Origin of the sequence: Grimontia marina, from assembly GCF_900060185.1 — a bacterium.
In the GTDB taxonomy this organism is placed as follows: domain Bacteria; phylum Pseudomonadota; class Gammaproteobacteria; order Enterobacterales; family Vibrionaceae; genus Enterovibrio; species Enterovibrio marinus.
The window spans coordinates 1-17555 of the sequence record NZ_FIZY01000078.1; the positions used below are offsets into that span (position 1 = coordinate 1).

General features: G+C 48.0%; 15 protein-coding genes and 2 pseudogenes. 12 read left to right on the top strand and 5 right to left on the bottom strand.

Annotated features, from left to right (window positions below):
* Positions 1–482 precede the first annotated feature (482 nt).
* The 3 genes and pseudogenes from GMA8713_RS23495 to GMA8713_RS28625 form a co-directional block, all read left to right on the top strand.
* A pseudogene (locus tag GMA8713_RS23495) lies at positions 483–812 on the top strand (M9 family metallopeptidase N-terminal domain-containing protein); the annotation flags it as partial.
* Positions 809–1177: pseudogene (locus GMA8713_RS27000) on the top strand (collagenase); the annotation flags it as partial. The pseudogenes GMA8713_RS23495 and GMA8713_RS27000, both read left to right, overlap by 4 nt.
* Before the next feature lie 156 nt (positions 1178–1333).
* Positions 1334–1438 carry a hypothetical protein gene (locus GMA8713_RS28625; protein ID WP_232314552.1) on the top strand — a complete coding sequence of 35 codons (105 nt, stop codon included), beginning with the start codon at positions 1334–1336 and terminating at the stop codon, positions 1436–1438.
* A 182-nt stretch (positions 1439–1620) separates the two neighbouring features.
* Here GMA8713_RS28625 and GMA8713_RS23505 read toward each other — a convergent pair whose 3' ends face one another.
* Together GMA8713_RS23505 and GMA8713_RS23510 are read right to left on the bottom strand one after the other, a co-directional pair.
* Positions 1621–4728 carry an efflux RND transporter permease subunit gene (locus tag GMA8713_RS23505; RefSeq protein ID WP_062714804.1) on the bottom strand — a complete coding sequence of 1036 codons (3108 nt, stop codon included), beginning with the start codon at positions 4726–4728 and terminating at the stop codon, positions 1621–1623.
* 10 nt (positions 4729–4738) lie between these two features.
* Positions 4739–5842 (bottom strand): efflux RND transporter periplasmic adaptor subunit, encoded by a 1104-nt coding sequence (locus GMA8713_RS23510; RefSeq protein ID WP_062714807.1) that lies wholly within the window; start codon positions 5840–5842, stop codon positions 4739–4741.
* A 647-nt stretch (positions 5843–6489) separates the two neighbouring features.
* Between GMA8713_RS23510 and GMA8713_RS23515 the strand changes: the two genes are divergently transcribed.
* From GMA8713_RS23515 to GMA8713_RS23535, 5 genes are all read left to right on the top strand, one after another.
* Positions 6490–7602, top strand: a complete 1113-nt coding sequence (locus GMA8713_RS23515; protein ID WP_062714809.1) for an ABC transporter ATP-binding protein — start codon at positions 6490–6492, stop codon at positions 7600–7602.
* 155 nt (positions 7603–7757) lie between these two features.
* Positions 7758–8840: an ABC transporter substrate-binding protein gene (locus GMA8713_RS23520; RefSeq protein ID WP_062714810.1), complete on the top strand. Its 1083-nt coding sequence runs from the start codon at positions 7758–7760 to the stop codon at positions 8838–8840.
* Between the two features lie 67 nt (positions 8841–8907).
* Positions 8908–10164 carry an ABC transporter permease gene (locus tag GMA8713_RS23525; protein ID WP_062714812.1) on the top strand — a complete coding sequence of 419 codons (1257 nt, stop codon included), beginning with the start codon at positions 8908–8910 and terminating at the stop codon, positions 10162–10164.
* 10 nt (positions 10165–10174) lie between these two features.
* Positions 10175–11023 carry an ABC transporter permease gene (locus GMA8713_RS23530; protein WP_062714814.1) on the top strand — a complete coding sequence of 283 codons (849 nt, stop codon included), beginning with the start codon at positions 10175–10177 and terminating at the stop codon, positions 11021–11023.
* A 184-nt stretch (positions 11024–11207) separates the two neighbouring features.
* The gene (locus GMA8713_RS23535; protein ID WP_157515745.1) at positions 11208–11750 is read left to right on the top strand and encodes an SRPBCC family protein; all 543 of its coding nucleotides are present in this window, start codon (positions 11208–11210) and stop codon (positions 11748–11750) included.
* Positions 11751–11808: 58 nt separating this feature from the next.
* Here the strand turns inward: GMA8713_RS23535 and GMA8713_RS23540 are convergent, their stop codons facing one another.
* Positions 11809–12156 (bottom strand): DUF6404 family protein, encoded by a 348-nt coding sequence (locus GMA8713_RS23540; RefSeq protein WP_062714818.1) that lies wholly within the window; start codon positions 12154–12156, stop codon positions 11809–11811.
* Between the two features lie 106 nt (positions 12157–12262).
* A complete protein-coding gene (locus GMA8713_RS23545; RefSeq protein WP_062714820.1) occupies positions 12263–12853 on the bottom strand; it encodes a class I SAM-dependent methyltransferase in 591 nt (196 codons plus the stop codon).
* A 158-nt stretch (positions 12854–13011) separates the two neighbouring features.
* Between GMA8713_RS23545 and GMA8713_RS23550 the strand changes: the two genes are divergently transcribed.
* Positions 13012–13911, top strand: coding sequence for an AraC family transcriptional regulator (locus GMA8713_RS23550; protein ID WP_062714822.1), 900 nt, complete (start codon positions 13012–13014; stop codon positions 13909–13911).
* A 52-nt stretch (positions 13912–13963) separates the two neighbouring features.
* Here the strand turns inward: GMA8713_RS23550 and GMA8713_RS23555 are convergent, their stop codons facing one another.
* Complete coding sequence (locus GMA8713_RS23555; RefSeq protein WP_062714824.1) at positions 13964–15118, bottom strand: multidrug effflux MFS transporter; 1155 nt, start codon at positions 15116–15118, stop codon at positions 13964–13966.
* A 98-nt stretch (positions 15119–15216) separates the two neighbouring features.
* Here GMA8713_RS23555 and GMA8713_RS23560 point away from each other — a divergent pair, with 98 nt between their 5' ends.
* The 3 genes from GMA8713_RS23560 to GMA8713_RS23570 all read left to right on the top strand — a co-directional run bounded on the left by GMA8713_RS23560 (position 15217) and on the right by GMA8713_RS23570 (position 17425).
* Positions 15217–15996, top strand: coding sequence for an AraC family transcriptional regulator (locus tag GMA8713_RS23560; protein ID WP_062714825.1), 780 nt, complete (start codon positions 15217–15219; stop codon positions 15994–15996).
* Positions 15997–16422: 426 nt separating this feature from the next.
* Positions 16423–16692: a hypothetical protein gene (locus GMA8713_RS23565; protein ID WP_062714828.1), complete on the top strand. Its 270-nt coding sequence runs from the start codon at positions 16423–16425 to the stop codon at positions 16690–16692.
* 271 nt (positions 16693–16963) lie between these two features.
* Positions 16964–17425 (top strand): Hsp20 family protein, encoded by a 462-nt coding sequence (locus tag GMA8713_RS23570; protein WP_198159575.1) that lies wholly within the window; start codon positions 16964–16966, stop codon positions 17423–17425.
* Positions 17426–17555: the final 130 nt, after the last annotated feature.

Here is a 17555-nt window from a genome sequence, read left to right on the forward strand (position 1 = left end):
CTAGTTGCTACGCGCGGCTTTAACAAAGCGACGGTGGCCTTAGCGAACAAGCTTATACGGATAGCGTGGGTAGTTGTTACACGGCAAGAAACCTATAAACCAGTGACAGCATAAGAAAGCATTAGAACAAAAGGAAATCACACCAAGGTTGCGAAGGCAACAGGCAAGATGAAAACAGGTCAGACCGGCATACTGAAACCCTGGCTATACCCGAGGCTCTAGAAGCCGATTGTTTGATAAGGCCAGTATGCGCGAAGTCTCATCAAGGCCAGAAGCAACGCTTCACAAACAGGCCGGATATATGAAAGCAAACCTGTCCCTTCAATCAAACCTGTCGTCTTGCAAACTAGGAGGAGACCATATATGGGTATAAGCGCTATTTTTTGAACTAACCTCATGAATTATATTAATTTATATTCACATTGAGGGGTGTGGGAAATACAACAGCAGCACTAATCATAAAATAATAAATGAGTACTCTTATGTCTCATACCCGTTTATTCTCATGCCACCGTTTGACGCTAGCTTGCATGCTCGCCACTTTGTCCAGTGTCTCACTTGCCCATAATCAGTGTGATATCCCTATGCTTCAGCAAGCTCCTGATCTCGCTTCTGCGGTCTCTGCCGCGACTTACCATTGTTATCCATCTTGGTTTTCTGCTCCTGTGGGATCATTAAACGACATCTACAGTGAGCAGAGTTTAAGTCGCATTCAAACCATATTGAATCAAGCTATACGGAGCTATCAAGGCGAGGCAGAACAAGCACGCAAATTGGAAAACCTTGGCGAGTTTGTACGTGCGGCTTATTGGAAACCGAGGTGCCAACTCTACCAACGCCGGAACAAGATTATTTAACGCCAGTGTTATTGGAATTGGGCTAAGCACATACGCTGACGGCACTCGAACGACGCTATGCCGCGGTTTATGTCCCACAAGGCGTTCAAGATGTACGTGTGTGTCTAACGGATATAAACGGCAATGCTGACAGAGGAAATGTGGATCTGTACGCGAGCCGTGCTTACTGGCCAACCGCAGAGCAGCACGAATACGCATCTAACTATTGGGGCAGTAATGAATACATGCAGATTCCAGTGACTGACGCAGGCTATTTGCACTTCTCGTTGGATGCTAATCAACAAGGGGATGAGGTCGAGATGCGGGTATATTTTTACTGATTAACGCCTCATAAAAAATTGAGAGTCGAACCGCTGTGTTCGGCTTTTACAATTGCATGGACAGGACATCTTGCGTTCAAAAGGCATTCTCGACTTTGCAGGGCAGAACAACGGTATGTATTCCAAGGAGTACACATGCTGATGGATGGTTCCATGATGGGGGCTTGGCCTGAAGGCAAGCCCCGTAGTTCCAAAATAGTGTTCTTTGGGCTTCGTTGTGAATCAATAGCGATTGGCTGGAGATTAATGTTCATTGCGTAAATGAACTAGAGGCTGATTGTGCGTAAGCAATGTTGGTTGGCTTGCCTGAGCGATAGATTTTGCAAATAACCATTGCTGCTTTCCCACGACTCTTAAAGGCAGATCCGAAGACATGTTTAAGGGTGTTCACCCAAAGAGAAAAAGCAGGGAATCCCCTGCTTTTTCTCTATCTAACCCAAGCTCTACTGGCTAGGATAAGCCTGCTCCTCGCTCACCTCATCCACATCTTCATCAAGCTCTCCTTCATGGTACCTGTGGCCGCCTGAAATGTAGGTATAAACCACAGGGAGCACGAACAGTGTAAACAGGGTGCCGACTGCCAGCCCAGCCACTATCACTAAGCCGATGTTGTAGCGGGACGCCGCACCTGCGCCTGTTGCAAACAGCAGGGGAATCAAGCCGGCTATCATGGCGGAGGTGGTCATTAGAATCGGGCGGAGGCGGACGGTAGCAGCTTCGACGATCGCTTCTTGTTTGGAAACACCCTTTATCACTTGCTCTTCTTTCGCCACTTCACACATCAAAATCCCATGCTTGGTGATCAGCCCTACTAGTGTGATCAAGCCTACCTGAGAGTAGATATTCATTGAGGTTTCGCCAGAGATATGTGTCCACCCAAGCGCAATAAGTGCACCGCTGATGGCAAGCGGCACGGTAAACATAATCACAAGTGGATCGCGCACACTCTCAAACTGACTGGCGAGTACAAGGAAGATGATTGCTAACGCTAGGGCGAAGGTCAGGTAGAGCGAGCTACCTTCTTCCACAAACTGGCGGGCTTCTCCCATAAACGAGTAGGTGTAGCCTTGCGGTAAGTCGGTGGTGGCTAACTGTTCAAAGAAGGCAATGGCGTCTCCCATGGCAACATTCGGCGCAGGCACAGCATCAATAGAAATCGAGTTCATCTGGTTGTAGTGAGGCAGCGATTTCGCCTGACCGTTCACCGAAAAACTGACGAGGCTCGACAGCGGTATTGCTGCCCCATTCTGTGCATTAACATAGAACTGCGAAATCAGATGAGGGTTAGCCCGGTAGACCCGCTCCACTTCTGGAATCACTTCATAAGAGCGGCCATCAATATTTACGCGGTTGATGTAGCCACCACTCATCATGGTGCCGAGTGTGGTACCAATCGCCTGCATGGTCACGCCATATGCGCCGGCTGCTTCTCGGTCAATTTTGAGCTGCACCAAACCGGAATCGTATTTCAGGTTTACGTCGGTATACACAAACAGTGGGCTGGCTTTGGCTTTGTCCAGTATCTTGTTACCGACCGCATAGAGGGTTTCGAAATCTGCAGGGCTGGTGATCACAAACTGGATAGGTAAGCCGCCGGAAGCGCCGGGAAGTGAAGGCATTTGGTAAGCCGTGGCGTTGATACCAGGAAGTTTCTTTGCCTCGGCGTTGATATTGGCAGAGACTTCTTTCTGGCTGAGCGTCCGCTCTGTCCAGGGAATTAATGGGCCAATCGCGATGCCTTGGCTACTCGTTGGCACGCCTATCATTGCCAGTGAAGCTTCGGCCTGCGGTTGCTTGGCGATGATGTTGGAAATCAGCTCCATATTGGCCTGAATGTAGTCATTGTTGGAGGTGGAGGGCGTGCTGCCAATCACCACAACGACGCCCTGATCTTCATCCGGCGCGAGTTGAGAGGGAATAAATTTGAAGATCACCGGTAACGAAGCGAAGACCACGACGGCGAAGACCACCACCACACGTTTGTGGTTGAGCACAGCCAACAAGGCGTGATGATAGCGCTTGGTCAGCCCACCCAAAACGTGCTCAACGGTGGCTTCAAACTTACTGGGATTCGTGTGCGGTTTAAGCATTTTCGAGCACATCATGGGCGAAAGCGTCAGTGCCACAAATCCGGAGATAAACACTGACCCTGCCAGTGTTAATGCGAACTCTTTAAATAGCGAACCTGTCACGCCGCCCATCAAGGCTATTGGTGCGTAAACGGCGGCCAGCGTAATTGTCATAGAGATAACCGGAACCGCAATTTCCCGCGTGGCTTCTATTGCGGCTTTGAAAGGTTTGATGCCCATCTTGATATGGCGGTCAACATTCTCTACCACCACGATGGCGTCATCGACTACCAATCCAATCGCCAATACCATGGCAAGCAGTGTCATCAGGTTTAAGGTGAAGCCAAAAGCCTGCATGACGACCATGACACCAATCAGCGACAGCGGAATGGTAACGATAGGGATAACCACGGCACGAAAAGAACCAAGAAACAGGAGTATCACCACGATAACGATGACGGCTGCCTCAGCGATGGTTTTGACCACTTCATTGATGGAGTCGGTTATCGCCAAGGTGGAATCGTAAAGCACGCTGGCTTCAATGGTGGAAGGCAGGTTTTTCTGAATGGATTCGAACAGCACGCGAATGCCTGCCGCGACATCAAGCGGGTTAGCGGTTGGGGTGGCGTTGATGCCAATAATCACCGCTTCCCGTCCATTGGCGAGGGCGCGTGAACTGTCGCTGCTTTTGCTGAGGTTCACTTCCGCCACATCGCGAAGCTGGACGACTTGGCCTTTGTAACTCTTGATCACCAGATTCTTAAGGCCTTCCACCGTGTCAACCTGACTGTCGATAGTGCTGTTGAGCACAGTGAAGTAGCTTTTAAACTGGCCAACGGCTGACTGGTAGTTGTTTTGCTGCAAAATGCCGACAAGCTCAGAGGTAGAGAGGTCGTACTGCCCCAGCTTCTCCGGGTCAGGCCAGATGCGCAGTGCAAACGGCGAGCCGCCCATCATTGTGATATTGGAAACGCCGTTGACAGTCGAAAGCTGCGGATTCACCACTCGTTCGAGATAGTCGGCAATCTGGCTGGAATTGAGGTCTCCACTGAAAAACGAGATATACATGATGGAGGTCGTGGAACCCGTCGAAGAGGTAACAGAAGGGTTATAAGCCTCTTTGGGTAACTGGTTGGTGACTGAGTTTATCTGAGATAGCACGTTCGCCAGCGCCGCTTCCGGACTGGTGTTGAGCATCATGTTCAGGGTAATACTCGACGAACCGAGTTGACTGGCAGAAGTCATAAAATCCAGGTTATCCACTTGCGACAGCGCTTGTTCCAGTGGTTGGGTGATAAAGCCTTCCACCAGTTCAGCGTCTGCGCCGGGATAGGGCGTCGTGACGGTGATGACCGTATTGGTCATGTCCGGGTATTGTCGAACCTGTAAATCTTTCATGGCGTTGAGGCCAAGTAAAAGCAGGAGAATGCTTAACGATGCCGCCATCACGGGGCGGTGAATGAATATGTCTGTGAAGCTCATGATCCGTTCCTCACAGTTGCGGCATGGTGTCTGGAGCAGAAATCGGGTTATCGACGATATTCACTTTAGTATTGTTGCCAAGGTTAAGAATACCTGTCGTCACCACTTGCTCATCAAACTTCAAATCCCCTTTAACCAGCGCGAAGTTGCCATCACGTTGTAATACCTCGACCGTGACCTGTCGGACACGGGTTTCATCGTCTTTTTGTTCCGTCACAAACACGGAATTACCGTATAGGGCAAACACAATTGCTGTTTGCGGCACAACCACTTGATTGTCTAAATCAGAGAGCGCAACATTCACAGCGGCAAACATGCCGCCACGCAGTGTTTTATCATCATTAGGGAGCTCTGCCTGTACCATCACGAGGCCTGTTTGGTTGCTTACCACAGGCTGAATAGCGTTGATTTTCCCTTTATATTCGCGGCCAGGAAACGTCTCAACGGTTAGTGAGATCTCTTGCCCTACAGAAAGCTTACCAATCTCTGCCTGTGGCACACTGAAGCGCGTCCGCATCAAAGAGAGATCGTCGAGCCGAACAATGTCTGTCCCAGCAGAAACAAATTGACCCAGGTTGATATTGCGAATACCGAGAACGCCGCTGAATGGTGCTTTGATCTCACGCTGGTTGATGGTGGCTTGCAGGCTTTCAATATTCGCCTGCATGGCTTCGTATTTTGACTGAGCCGCTTCGACGCTTTGCTCGGACACCGAACGCTCCTGATAGAGCTTACGAAGTCGGTTGTAATCATCTCGGACGGAAGGCAACTGCACTTGCTGTGCTTTGAGCTGTGCCTTTTGTACAGATGAATCCAAGCTCACTAGCACAGTGCCGCTTTCCACATTGGCGCCGTTTTCAAAGTTGATAGCAGTGACAATGCCCGCTACTTCGTTGGAGACCGACACGCCTTGGTTAGGTTCGATAAAGCCAATGGCTTTGATACTTTGCGGCCAGACTGTCGGTGTCAGCTTTTCGACCGTAACCGGATAAACCGGCTCAGGCAGATTGGCCAGTGTGGTTTCTATCTTCTTATTGACGAAGAGATTGAAACCGATGACGGTGCCGAAGGCCAACACGGCGATGACTAGCATCCCCAGTACCCATCTATTCATGTGAGGGTCTCCCATTGCGTAGAAGTCTTAGTGAGGTTGATGCTTTAGTGAGAGAAAACGACGCCGACAATGCCCATAAACAGGCAAGGAATACTAACAGCGATGGCGTGGAGGGAAGTCCGAGTATCTTCGGGTGTACAACGTACCGCTTCATGCAGTCTCACTTTAAACAGTGATGAATGCGGAAAGTATTATGCAACTTCAGGGTATGCCGTGTTTATAAGTTGGGACAGAGTGAAGTTCTTGGAAAATAGATTGGAATAATGAAAAAGGTAGGCAGGTTGTGCCATCGCTGCTCTAATTTTCTCCGTCGGCCTGGGTAACAAAGCTACTGTAGAATCCGAATGGTAGTGTTGTGGAACCTTTCAACCGCATTGTCTTTTTCTCATCTGGGCTGGCTACGCTCTGAAGTCTCGGCCTTGTAAAAAAATGCAACAAGCTGCTGTGAAAATAATCACTAAAGGTTAATGGAACCTGATAGAAATCGTGATTGTTTTGCATTTGAATCAACCTCAAGTCAGTGCAATGTTTCACACTTTATATGAGTGCTCATGATCCGTCTCTCACTCGCGTGGTCGTTTTTTTGATCAATGTTAAATTAGTGTTATACGCTTTAGATGTTTAGTGACGCAAGGAATGCTTTATTTATGCAGCAGAGCGGCAATAACCTAGGTTCCGTCATGCCTTTTGTACGTTTTGACAATGTACAAAAAAGCTACGACGGAAGGACCTTGGTCGTCAAAGGTTTTGAGATGGATATCGAGCAAGGTGAGTTCATCACGCTGCTAGGACCTTCAGGCTCAGGTAAATCCACGGTTTTAATGATGATGGCGGGATTTGAACAGCCCACACATGGTGAGATTTACCTAAACGGGAACCCGATAAAAAAGCTACCACCACACAAGCGAGGCATTGGTTTGGTGTTCCAAAACTATGCGCTTTTCCCCCACATGACTGTGGAAGAGAACCTCGCGTTTCCACTGCAGGTCAGAAACCTTTCCAAATCCGAAATCGAAAAGAAAGTGAAGCGAGCGCTGGATATGGTGCGCTTGTCAGATTTCGGTCATCGCCGTCCAGCGCATCTTTCTGGAGGTCAACAGCAACGTGTGGCTGTTGCCCGTGCTTTGGTGTTTGAGCCTGAACTGGTGTTGATGGACGAGCCCCTTGGGGCGCTGGATAAAAACCTCCGTGAGGAAATGCAGTACGAGATTAAGCATATCCAGGAAGATCTCGGCGTGACCATGATATACGTGACCCACGACCAGTCGGAAGCGCTGACGATGTCAGACCGCATTGCCGTGTTTAACGACGGAGTGGTGCAGCAGTTGGCGACACCGGAAGAGCTCTATGAGCGTCCAGTAAACGCGTTTGTTGCGCAGTTTATTGGTGAAAATAACCGCCTGCGTGGTGATGTGGTCTCGATGAGTGAGCAGGCCTGTCAGGTCAAAATTCCAAACGGCGACATTATTACCGCCAAGCCTGTAGCCGTCGGCAATACCGGCGAACAATCCACGCTTTCCCTCCGTCCTGAGCGAATAGTGATCAACCCTCAGCAGGGCGTGCTTTCCAATATTTTTGATGCCAAGGTAGAAGAAGTCATTTACCTCGGCGATCACCTGCGTACCCGCGTCTCAGTTTGTGAGAGCGACGAATTCATTATTAAGACTCCTAATGCGGAAGGTCACCCAAACCTTCAACGTGGCGACACTATTCGCATCGGATGGTCTGAAGAAGATTGCAGGGCGTTGGACGCCTCGTAATGAAAGATCTGGGCACACTGACCTAAACGCGTAGTGCAGGACTCGAACTGATTTGGGTTAGTAAGGAACGCAGTTTTTCTGTAGTGGCGACACGCAGATTTTGATTCCTGCTCATGCTCAGACGTTAACAAGCGAAAGACTTGAGGAGAAGGAAAATGAAAAAACTCGCGTTAAACGCTGCCATTCTGGCGGGCTTTACAGGTATAGCGGCACACGCCGTTGCGGACGAAACACTGAATGTTGTTTCGTGGGGTGGTGCATATACCGCAAGTCAAACAAAGGCTTACCATGAACCTTGGACTGAGAAAACAGGGACTAAGGTGATTAATATCGATAAATCTCAGAATGGCCTGTCAGGTCTGCGGGCGCAGGTTGAATCTGGGAACGTCACCTGGGATTTGGTGGACATGCTGCCTTCAGACGCTATCGTAGCCTGTGACGAAGGTCTTGCAGAGCCATTGGATCACGACACCCTTTTGGCGGCGGCTCCAGACGGTACTCCAGCCACAAAAGACTTCCTGGCGGGTTCGCTCGGTGAGTGTTTTGTTCCTTCTATTGTTTACTCAAACATTGTTGCTTACAACAAAGAGATGTTTGATAAAGCACCAACCAAAATCGAGGACGTCTTCGATTTGAAAAACTTCCCTGGAAAACGCTCGCTACAGAAAAAACCGATCAATAACCTCGAGTGGGCATTGATTGCTGATGGTGTAGCGGCTAAAGATGTTTATGACGTACTTGCTACCGAAGAGGGCGTGCAGCGGGCATTTAAAAAGCTCGATACCATTAAAGATAACGTGATTTGGTGGGAAGAAGGTGCTCAGCCACCGCAACTTCTGGCTGACCAAGAGGTGGCATTTGCATCTGCATACAACGGTCGTATTTTTAACGCCGCGGTGAACGAGAAGCAGCCATTTGAAATTATCTGGGATGGTCAGGTATTCGAATTGGACGGCTGGGTTGTACCAAAAGGGAAAATGGACAAGGTTAAGGATTACCTACGTTTTGCCACGGACTCACAACGTCTCGCCGATCAAGCGAAATATATCTCTTACGGACCAGCGCGTAACTCTTCGGCGGGCATGGTGAGTACGCATGCTGATACAGGCATCGAAATGAAGCCTCACATGCCAACTTATGGACCAAACTTCCAAACTGCGATCCCGAAAGATGATGAGTTCTGGGCGGATAATGGTGATGAATTGGCTCAACGTTTCAATGCATGGTTAGCGAAGTAATCTGAAGTAATTGGCGGGTTTTTGAAAGGAAGCCCGCCGTTTTTATTTTTGAAGTTGGGAGAGTCTGGTGCAAGGAAGTCCAGTCAATGACATCACTACTGCTGATGGAGTGTCGCTGCGTATAAGCCAGCAGCGTTCTATTCGTCGTAACAAAATCAGAGCCTTTTTATTGGTATCACCGCTTCTGATCTTTTTGCTGGTGGCCTTTGTATTTCCTATCGCCGACATGCTCAAACGTAGCGTCGAAAACCCAGAGGTTTCTACTTATCTTCCGAATACCAAAGCGGCCCTTCAAAACTGGAATGGTGAAGCGCTGCCGAATGAGGAAACCTTTGCAGCTTTGGTTCAGGATCTGAAAATCGGCGCTGAAGCCCGGAATATTGGTAAAGTAGCGTCGCGGCTGAATTATGCCAGATCTGGTATGCGTTCGCTGATCATGAAATCAGCACGAAAATCCAAACGCCTGAAAGAAGGTCCCTACAAAGAGGCATTGGCGAAAATTGACAAGCGCTGGATGGACATTACTGTCTGGCAGTTAATTGAACGTGAGTCTTCGCCTTATACCTTTTCTTACTACCTGAATGCGGTAGACCACAAATATGGCGATGACGGCAGTATCATCGCCCAACCAGAACACCTCCAAATATATAACGCGCTGTTCTGGCGGACGCTCTACATGAGTATGTCCATTACTTTCCTCTGTTTGTTATTAGGCTATCCGGTGGCATACCTTTTAGCTAACTTGCCAATGAAACAGGCAAACCTACTGATGATTCTGGTTCTACTGCCATTTTGGACCTCACTCTTGGTGCGTACTGCAACCTGGATTGCGATTTTGCAGCAACAGGGCGTGCTTAATGATCTCATGGTAGGTGCTGGTATTCTCGATGATGAAAGCCGGATACAAATGATTTACAACCAGACGGGTACGCTGGTTGCGATGACGCACATTTTGTTGCCCTTTATGATCCTGCCGCTTTACTCTGTGATGAAAACTATCTCACCAAGTTATGTTCGTGCGGCCCGCTCGATGGGCGCAACGCAAACCATGGCGTTCCGCCGTGTCTATTTTCCGCAAACCCTGCCTGGTATCGGTGCGGGTTCGATTTTAGTGTTTATCCTTTCCATTGGTTACTACATCACGCCAGCCTTGGTGGGTGGCCAAACGGGGACCTTTATTACCAACTTCATTGCTTATCACATGCAGACCTCACTTAACTGGGGCTTGGCGGCAGCCATCGCTTCTATCCTGCTGATTGTGGTGATCTTGTTGTACTGGGTATACAACCGCCTTATCGGCGTCGACAACGTGAAGTTAGGGTAAGGGGGAAGTCATGGCATTACCTGAATGCGCAACCACAGGGGAAAAGGTTTGGTATGTGGTGTTCCGTGTTATCTGCGCGGCCATCTTCCTTTTCCTGATTGGTCCTTTGTTGATCATTATTCCTCTGAGCTTTAATGCAGAACCTTACTTTACCTTCACGCCTGAAATGCTTAGCTTCGATCCGGCGGGCTATTCGCTTCGCTGGTATGAGGATTTCTTCACTTCTGACTCTTGGCAAGCCGCCGTGAAAAACAGTGTGATTGTCGCGATTGCCTCAACCTTGCTGGCAACGGTTCTAGGCACCATCGCGGCGCTTGGGCTTTCAAGTCGTTATATGCCTTACAAAGACGTGATCATGGCGATTCTTATCTCGCCAATGATTGTGCCCTTAATCATCTCGGCTGCGGCCATGTTCTTCTTTTTCTCACGTTTCCAGCTTACCCAGACCTATGTAGGTGTGATTCTGGCACATACTGCGTTGGGTATCCCTTTTGTGGTCATTACTGTGACAGCAACGCTGAGTGGTTTTGATCATTCCTTGACCCGCGCGTCGGCAAGTTTGGGGGCGAATCCGGTTCAGACTTTCTTCAAGGTCGTCCTGCCGTTAGTTACGCCAGGGGTGATCTCCGGCGCGCTGTTCGCTTTCATCACGTCATTTGATGAAGTGGTTGTTGTGCTCTTTATTGCGGGGCCGGAGCAGACCACTTTGCCGATACAAATGTGGTCGGGAATACGGGAAGAAATCAGCCCGACCATACTGGCCGCAGCGACCTTGCTGGTAGTGCTCTCGGTAGCCTTGCTCACGACGCTGGAGTTCCTGCGTCGACGAAGCGCAAGAATGCGGGGCATCGAAGAGTGAGCTTACTCCAAGGCGACACCAACACCCGCATTTAGCGGGTGTTTTCTTTTGGAAAGGCATTAGTTTGGTTGTCCCATCTTTATTTCAGCTGTATCCGTGCCTTATCAACTAATTTCATTTCCATCTGGCACCTATGCAAGGTGATGTTGCTTACATGGTGTGTCGCTAACAGAGGATGCAAAGAATGATAAAGACGTTGAAAACCTTTATGGGAGCAGCACTGGTGATCTCGATGCCTGTAATGGCATTGGATGGTTTGGAAAAGCTTTCGGTGACAGAAACTGTCACTATCGATGCGCCGGCGAAAGAAGTGTGGGACAAAGCCATCAGCTTTGATGGATTGGATTCATGGATCCCGGGTATCACCAAAAATGAACTGGTGTCGGGCGTACCGAACGAAGCTGGGGCGGTAAGGAAACTCTATGTGGATGATGCTTCGTTAACAGAAGAGTTGATGGACATAGATGATAAAACCATGACGTTGAAATATCGCATCATCAAAGACAATGTTGATTTACTGCCAGTGACTCATTACACCTCAACCATTTCGGTGGTTTCGAAAGGGGACAATGTGAGTGAAGTGAGTTGGAGCGGTAAGTTTTACAGGGGATTCCCAGAAAGTAATCCGCCTGACTACCTAACAGATGACGCGGCAGTTAAAGGTGTCACTGGCTTGTATAACGCTGGCTTAGGAAACTTGAAGAAAGTACTGGAAGGTAAAAAGTAATAGCTGGCTTGCTGACCACCCATCCCCCTAATCAGGGTGGTCGGCAAACCAGGCTGATCTAGATTTCGCCCCAGCTAGGAAGCTGTTTTCTTTTCGCGGAAAGCTTGTACCACGCAGACATCATCACACCGAAAAACAGGCCGGTAACCAGAGATGCGTTAAACGCATAGCTGAGGGACACACCGAGAGATTCCCACTGCATAAACCACATGATCAATCCCCACAAGCTGCCAAACCAGAGCGTGCCAAGCAGCGTGTTAATGCTGAACGAACAGAACTGTGGTGGTGGAACTTTCAACCCTAGTTTACGTACAACACGGTAAATCAGTGGATTGGCGGAAGACGGCAAAAAGCCTTTCTCAGTCAGAACCTGATGTGCACGGTCCAGTTGTTGCTCGAAACTCATTAATAATCACTATATACAACTCAGTGCTGTCACTATAACCCAATGAGAACGGGGCTAAAGAGGGATTGGTAGGTTTGGTGACCCCTGTCTCGCAACACGGAGATTTTCAGCGCTTTATCGCGATCAACGTATAGGTATGCCAGTGTTTTTCGATACCAATGGCGGTTTTTCCTAACTCGTTGCGCTCCTTCAGGAAGACGATTTTAAATCCTTTAAACATGCTGTCTAACATGGCTTTATCGACAGGTGCCAGCGCTCGGCTGGGGTCTTGGTTCCAGGTGTCATTGCGGCCAATGAAGTCACCACAAAATACGCCGCCACGGATGAGTGATGAACGTATCCGGCTCCAAACAGCATCGAGCTCTTTAGCTTCGCAGAAGAACAAACTGTTATTGGCTGTAATCAGGCTTGATATGGGAAATTCAAACTCTGAAAATGAATCAAGCGTCAGGTTCAGCTTGGGGTTATTCTTGCAGCGCTGGTGGGTTAGGGTCACAGCATCTTCGTTGAAATCGAAGGCATGGACTTCATATTGCTGAGCCAAAAGATAAGCCGTTTCAGCACCACTTCCACAGCCACAATCAACAGCAACGCGATGTCCGGTTTTATCGAGTTTTACTGCTTTTTCCACCAGTTTTCGATGTGGCATTGGAGACACTTTCTGATAGTACTGATTCCATTTGGCTTGTTGATTCATTTGACCTCCGGCTCCGTTGTCATGATGAAAATGGGAGCAAAGGAACGCAAGGAATCTCCCTATTTGATGGAAAGAATCTCAAGTTTATCTTGGAAGCGTTGAAGTAAAGAAAGGATCGTTTAGGCTCGGTATGTAGATAAGCCCGATAGAGAAAAGCCATGCGTGTTGATTACCAAAAGCGGTTGTTACCTGTCATTCGTTACCTAGAAAAACACTTTAACGAGCCACTCAACCTGCCCGAAGTCGCGGCTTTGGCAAATCTCTCGCCTTATCATTTTCACCGCACATTTAAAGCGGTACAGGGAGAAACGCTGGCAGATTTCATCAGGCGTCTGCGTCTCGAAGCGGCGGCTGATGAGTTGTTTAAGAACAAGCAGCCAGTGCTCAACATTGCCCTAGAGTTTGGTTTTTCGTCATCTCAGAGTCTCGCGAAGGCCTTCCAGCAACATTTTGGTGTTACACCAACAGCCTTTCGTGACTGCGAAGACTACAAGGCATTTTCCGAGCTTGCACGAAACAGCAAGATTGGACACACGCTGCGCAAGATTGGAAACGAAGCGGAAGTGACTGATTCATATACTGGCTCTGACACATCAACATGGAGCAAGACAATGGAAAAGCAACACTTCGAGCGCAGTAAACTGGCCTATGTCCGTGTAACTGGCCCTTATGGTCAGGGATATGAAGAAGCGAGTGGTCGCCTTTATCAATGGGCGGGCATGAATGGTTTGGTAGGGAACACCTGTATTTTCATTTACCACGATAACCCTGAAATTACCCCGAATGAGAAGTGCAGGACGGATATCTGCCTAATGGTGCCGGATGAGACCGATGTCCCCGTAGGTATTGAGCTTCAGGAGTTCCCCGGTGGCGAATATGCGGTCATGCGCCAGAACATCACGGACTTTAGTCAGTACCCCAAAGCATGGGATGACCTGATGGGTAAAGTGATTGAGATGGGCATTGAATCAGATGATCGTCCATGCTTCGAGCTTTACCACAGCTTTGATATGCAAACCCATCATGCTGATGTCAGTTTCTGCACTGCAATACGATAACGTTGATAGAACACTAAAACTGAGGAAGCCCACGGTAACCGTGGGCTTCTGTTTATGAGTTGGTCGCTGATGCTAAGCGTTTTTTCGTGGTTAGCAAGACGAATACCAGTGTAATCAAAGAAGCGGTGAACAAAGTTCCCCCGAGATTCTGGAATATTCCTGCAATGCCCAACGAAATTCCAAGCATGAGGTAATACATCAATCCAAACAGCGCACCGGCAGAGCCAGCATACTGTCGGTAGTTAACCAATGCTTGGCCAAGAATATTGGGTATTGCAATGCCGTAAGCGACAACGACTCCCATCATTGGAAGAACAAGCAGGTAGCTTCCTTGTAGTGCCCCTACGCCAGCGCTACAGAGCACAGCCAGTGCACTGGAGCCTGAGACTAATGTATTCGCCTCGAAGCCGCGTTTGAGTAAAGACTTATTGATCATGCTGCCTGCAAATGAACCCAGCGCCAGTGCAACCCCGGTGTAGCCGAACTCAATGGAACTGAAACCCAGTTGTTTGAAAGTAAAAGGCGCAATCGCGTAGTAGCCGAACAACATAAGATTAAAGGCGGCCACCAAAATAGCATTCTTCCATATTGAGCCATCACGCAGCATCACTCTACACACACTAGCCAACGGAATACTTTGCGTTTGGGTGGGTTTGGTTTCTGTCAGGGCAAATGTAGACCCAACCAGTAACACCACTGCTAGACCCAATAATGTTGTGAATACGCCAAAGTAACCAGAGTAAGTGGTAACCATGCTGCCCAGGAGCAGGCCGACCACCGGGCTGATAGCCGTCGCCATTCCCATAATGGAGAAGATCCTTCCTAACTCTGTGCCTTCGTAGCTGTCTCTCAACATGGTTTGGCCAACAACCGAGCCCGTTGCGGCGCCAAACGCTGAAATCATGCGAGCTATAAGCACGACATTAAAATCATTCGCGGCCATGGCTAACAGACTTCCCAATGCATAAGTTGCTAAACCTATGAGCATCGCTGCGCGTCGTCCTAATGTATCGGCAAGTCTTCCCCAGACTACAACACCAATAGCAAAAGCAGAAAAGTAAACCGATAGGGTTAGCGAAGCCGTATCAAAGGAAACGCCAAATGCTTCAGCAAGATCAGGAAGCGCTGGACTATAGATAGTTTCAGCTATTTGCGGAAACATCAACAGCGCCCCTAGCAACCACAATGGTGGGGTTTGTGTTTTCATAACCATTCCAAATATTGTTTTTGATGGCGAGAAGTTTACAGGCGGATATACTTGACCCAATAACGTAAATAGAACCTTAAGTATCAATATAAGGACACATGGCAGTCATAACAGAAGAAACCCGATTTAACGCCGATGTGCTGCGAGCGCCAATTATTGGTGTTGCGGCGCAGATAGGCCGTCATGACTCGGGAATGCACAAACACAAGAAGCACCAACTTCTTTTCGCCTCTTCGGGATGCATGAGCATTAACCTGAACGGTGTGTGGTGCGTGTTGCCGCCGAGTCGCGCCGCTTGGATCCCTGCGGGAACTATCCACTGTGCGGTGATGCGCAATGTCGTTGCTTATCGCTCTTTATATTTCGATGCACAGATATCCCATCACCTTCCGAGGGACATTAAAATTATCGCCGTAAATGGCTTACTGAGAGAGCTGATTGAACGAATGGCTTATTGGGAGTGGGAGATGCCTGAAGAAGATCAGCGTGTCATCTTCTCTTTGTTCTGTCAGGAATTCGAATGCGCTCAGGAGGAGCATTTTGCCCTTAAGCTCCCTTCTGATCGACGTTTAAAGGTCTGGTTAGAAGAGGTGATGACGGGAAAAAGTATCCCCGATCCGTTAGTCGAGATGGCAAAAGGAATCGGTGCCAGTGCCAAAACGATAAGCCGGATTTTTACCCGTGAAACCGACATGCCTTATCAGTCCTGGCGTCAGCAATGGCGTTTACAGGCTTCAATAGAGCGCTTATCGGAAGGGGAGAGTGTGTCAGAAGTGGCATCGGCCCTAAAATTTTCCAGTGACAGCGCATTTATTAGCTTCTTCAGGAAGATGACGGGGAACACACCTGGCAGATATCTCAGAGAACCCACTGAATAAGAAATTACAGTGCAAACTGTTAGGGTCTGTTGATTTTTGGTGATGAATTTTGAAGCAGTTTGCGGGGATTTTACGTAAGGCATAGGTTTTGATGTGTAGTAGTAGTCTGCATGAGAAGCTCATAGCGCAGCAGAAATCCTCCACAAATGATGCCCGCAGGGTTCGACTGCGCGTCCCGTACCCTAAACGGTTTATGCTTTGTTGAGGTGCATTTGCTTGGAATGACTATGCGTCATGCACCTCGCCGCGACTAAAACGCTTATGGATAGAACAAAATTTAACCACAAAATGTCAACAGACCCTGTATCGAACTCGCCTTTCTGTCCCCCCAGTAAAACTTATCCATAATCTATCTCGGGTTGTAATGATAACCATTATCACATAGAGTCAAGGTATGGTGATGCGGATTTAAGACGGTTTAAGGCAATGGATAGCAATCACGTGAAAGGCAAGGGAGCTATAGCGGTACAAAAAGCTGAAAAAGTGCAACTTGAGTTCAGTTTAGAAACACTTGAGCGTCTATTCATGAATGGTCAGTTGTGCGCTGCAGAGTTTAGCTGTTTAAACGCCGATTCAAAGAAAGTGGTTCAGGCACTGTGCCTAAACACGTGCATACACCGTGTATGCAATGAAAAAGCATGTGCAGCACCCCTGAAAGCGAGCCTGATTATCGACAATAAAAATATCAGCTACTAATTTTTATGTCTCACATCTTGAATCTTCTTTGTGGTGACCCAATATATATCTATTAGTAATTAAAAACCTTGTTAACAAATAAATTACACTCCTGATTTTCGCTGTTAATAAATCAATGGTTTATAAAAGTTTGGATTTTTTTGGTTGTTTCCCTTGAAAAGGTTTTTATCCACCCCCAAATATAGTGGTGCAGAGGTTGTGGCGATATTAGTGCGGCCTCTCTGGAAAATTAATTAACTGTATTTAATATCGCTTCTTTGGAGGATATATGATGAAAACTATCGATTTGACCCCACTATACCGTAATAGCATTGGCTTTGACCGATTTGCCAATTTACTGGATAACGCGTTTCGCGCAGAAAGCGCTGCTGCAGGTTACCCTCCATATAACATTGAATCACTCGAAGACAACAAGTATGCAATAACCCTTGCTGTGGCTGGTTTCAAGCAAGAAGAGCTTAACATTAATGTAGAGCGTGGTGTTCTGACCATTCGTGGTGAAAAAGAGAAAGTAGAAGGCAAAAACTACCTTCACCAAGGCATTGCTAATCGCACTTTCGAACGTAAATTCAACCTGGCTGACTACATTGAAGTGACAGGCGCAGATCTCGAAAATGGTCTGCTAAAAATTAATCTGTTGAAGGTTATTCCAGAAACTATGAAGCCTAAGTCCATCTCAATTAATAGTAGTTCAGCTTCTACTATTGAGCACAAAGAAGAAATTGTTGCTTAATTAGTCGGCCCTGAAAAAGCCGTTTTTGCCATTAAGAAATCAAGCAAAAAATAGGGAAGCTGAAATACCAGCTTCCCTATTTTTTAGACAACTGCGCCTGCTTAGTCGCAATAGCATCCTTGTTCATTGT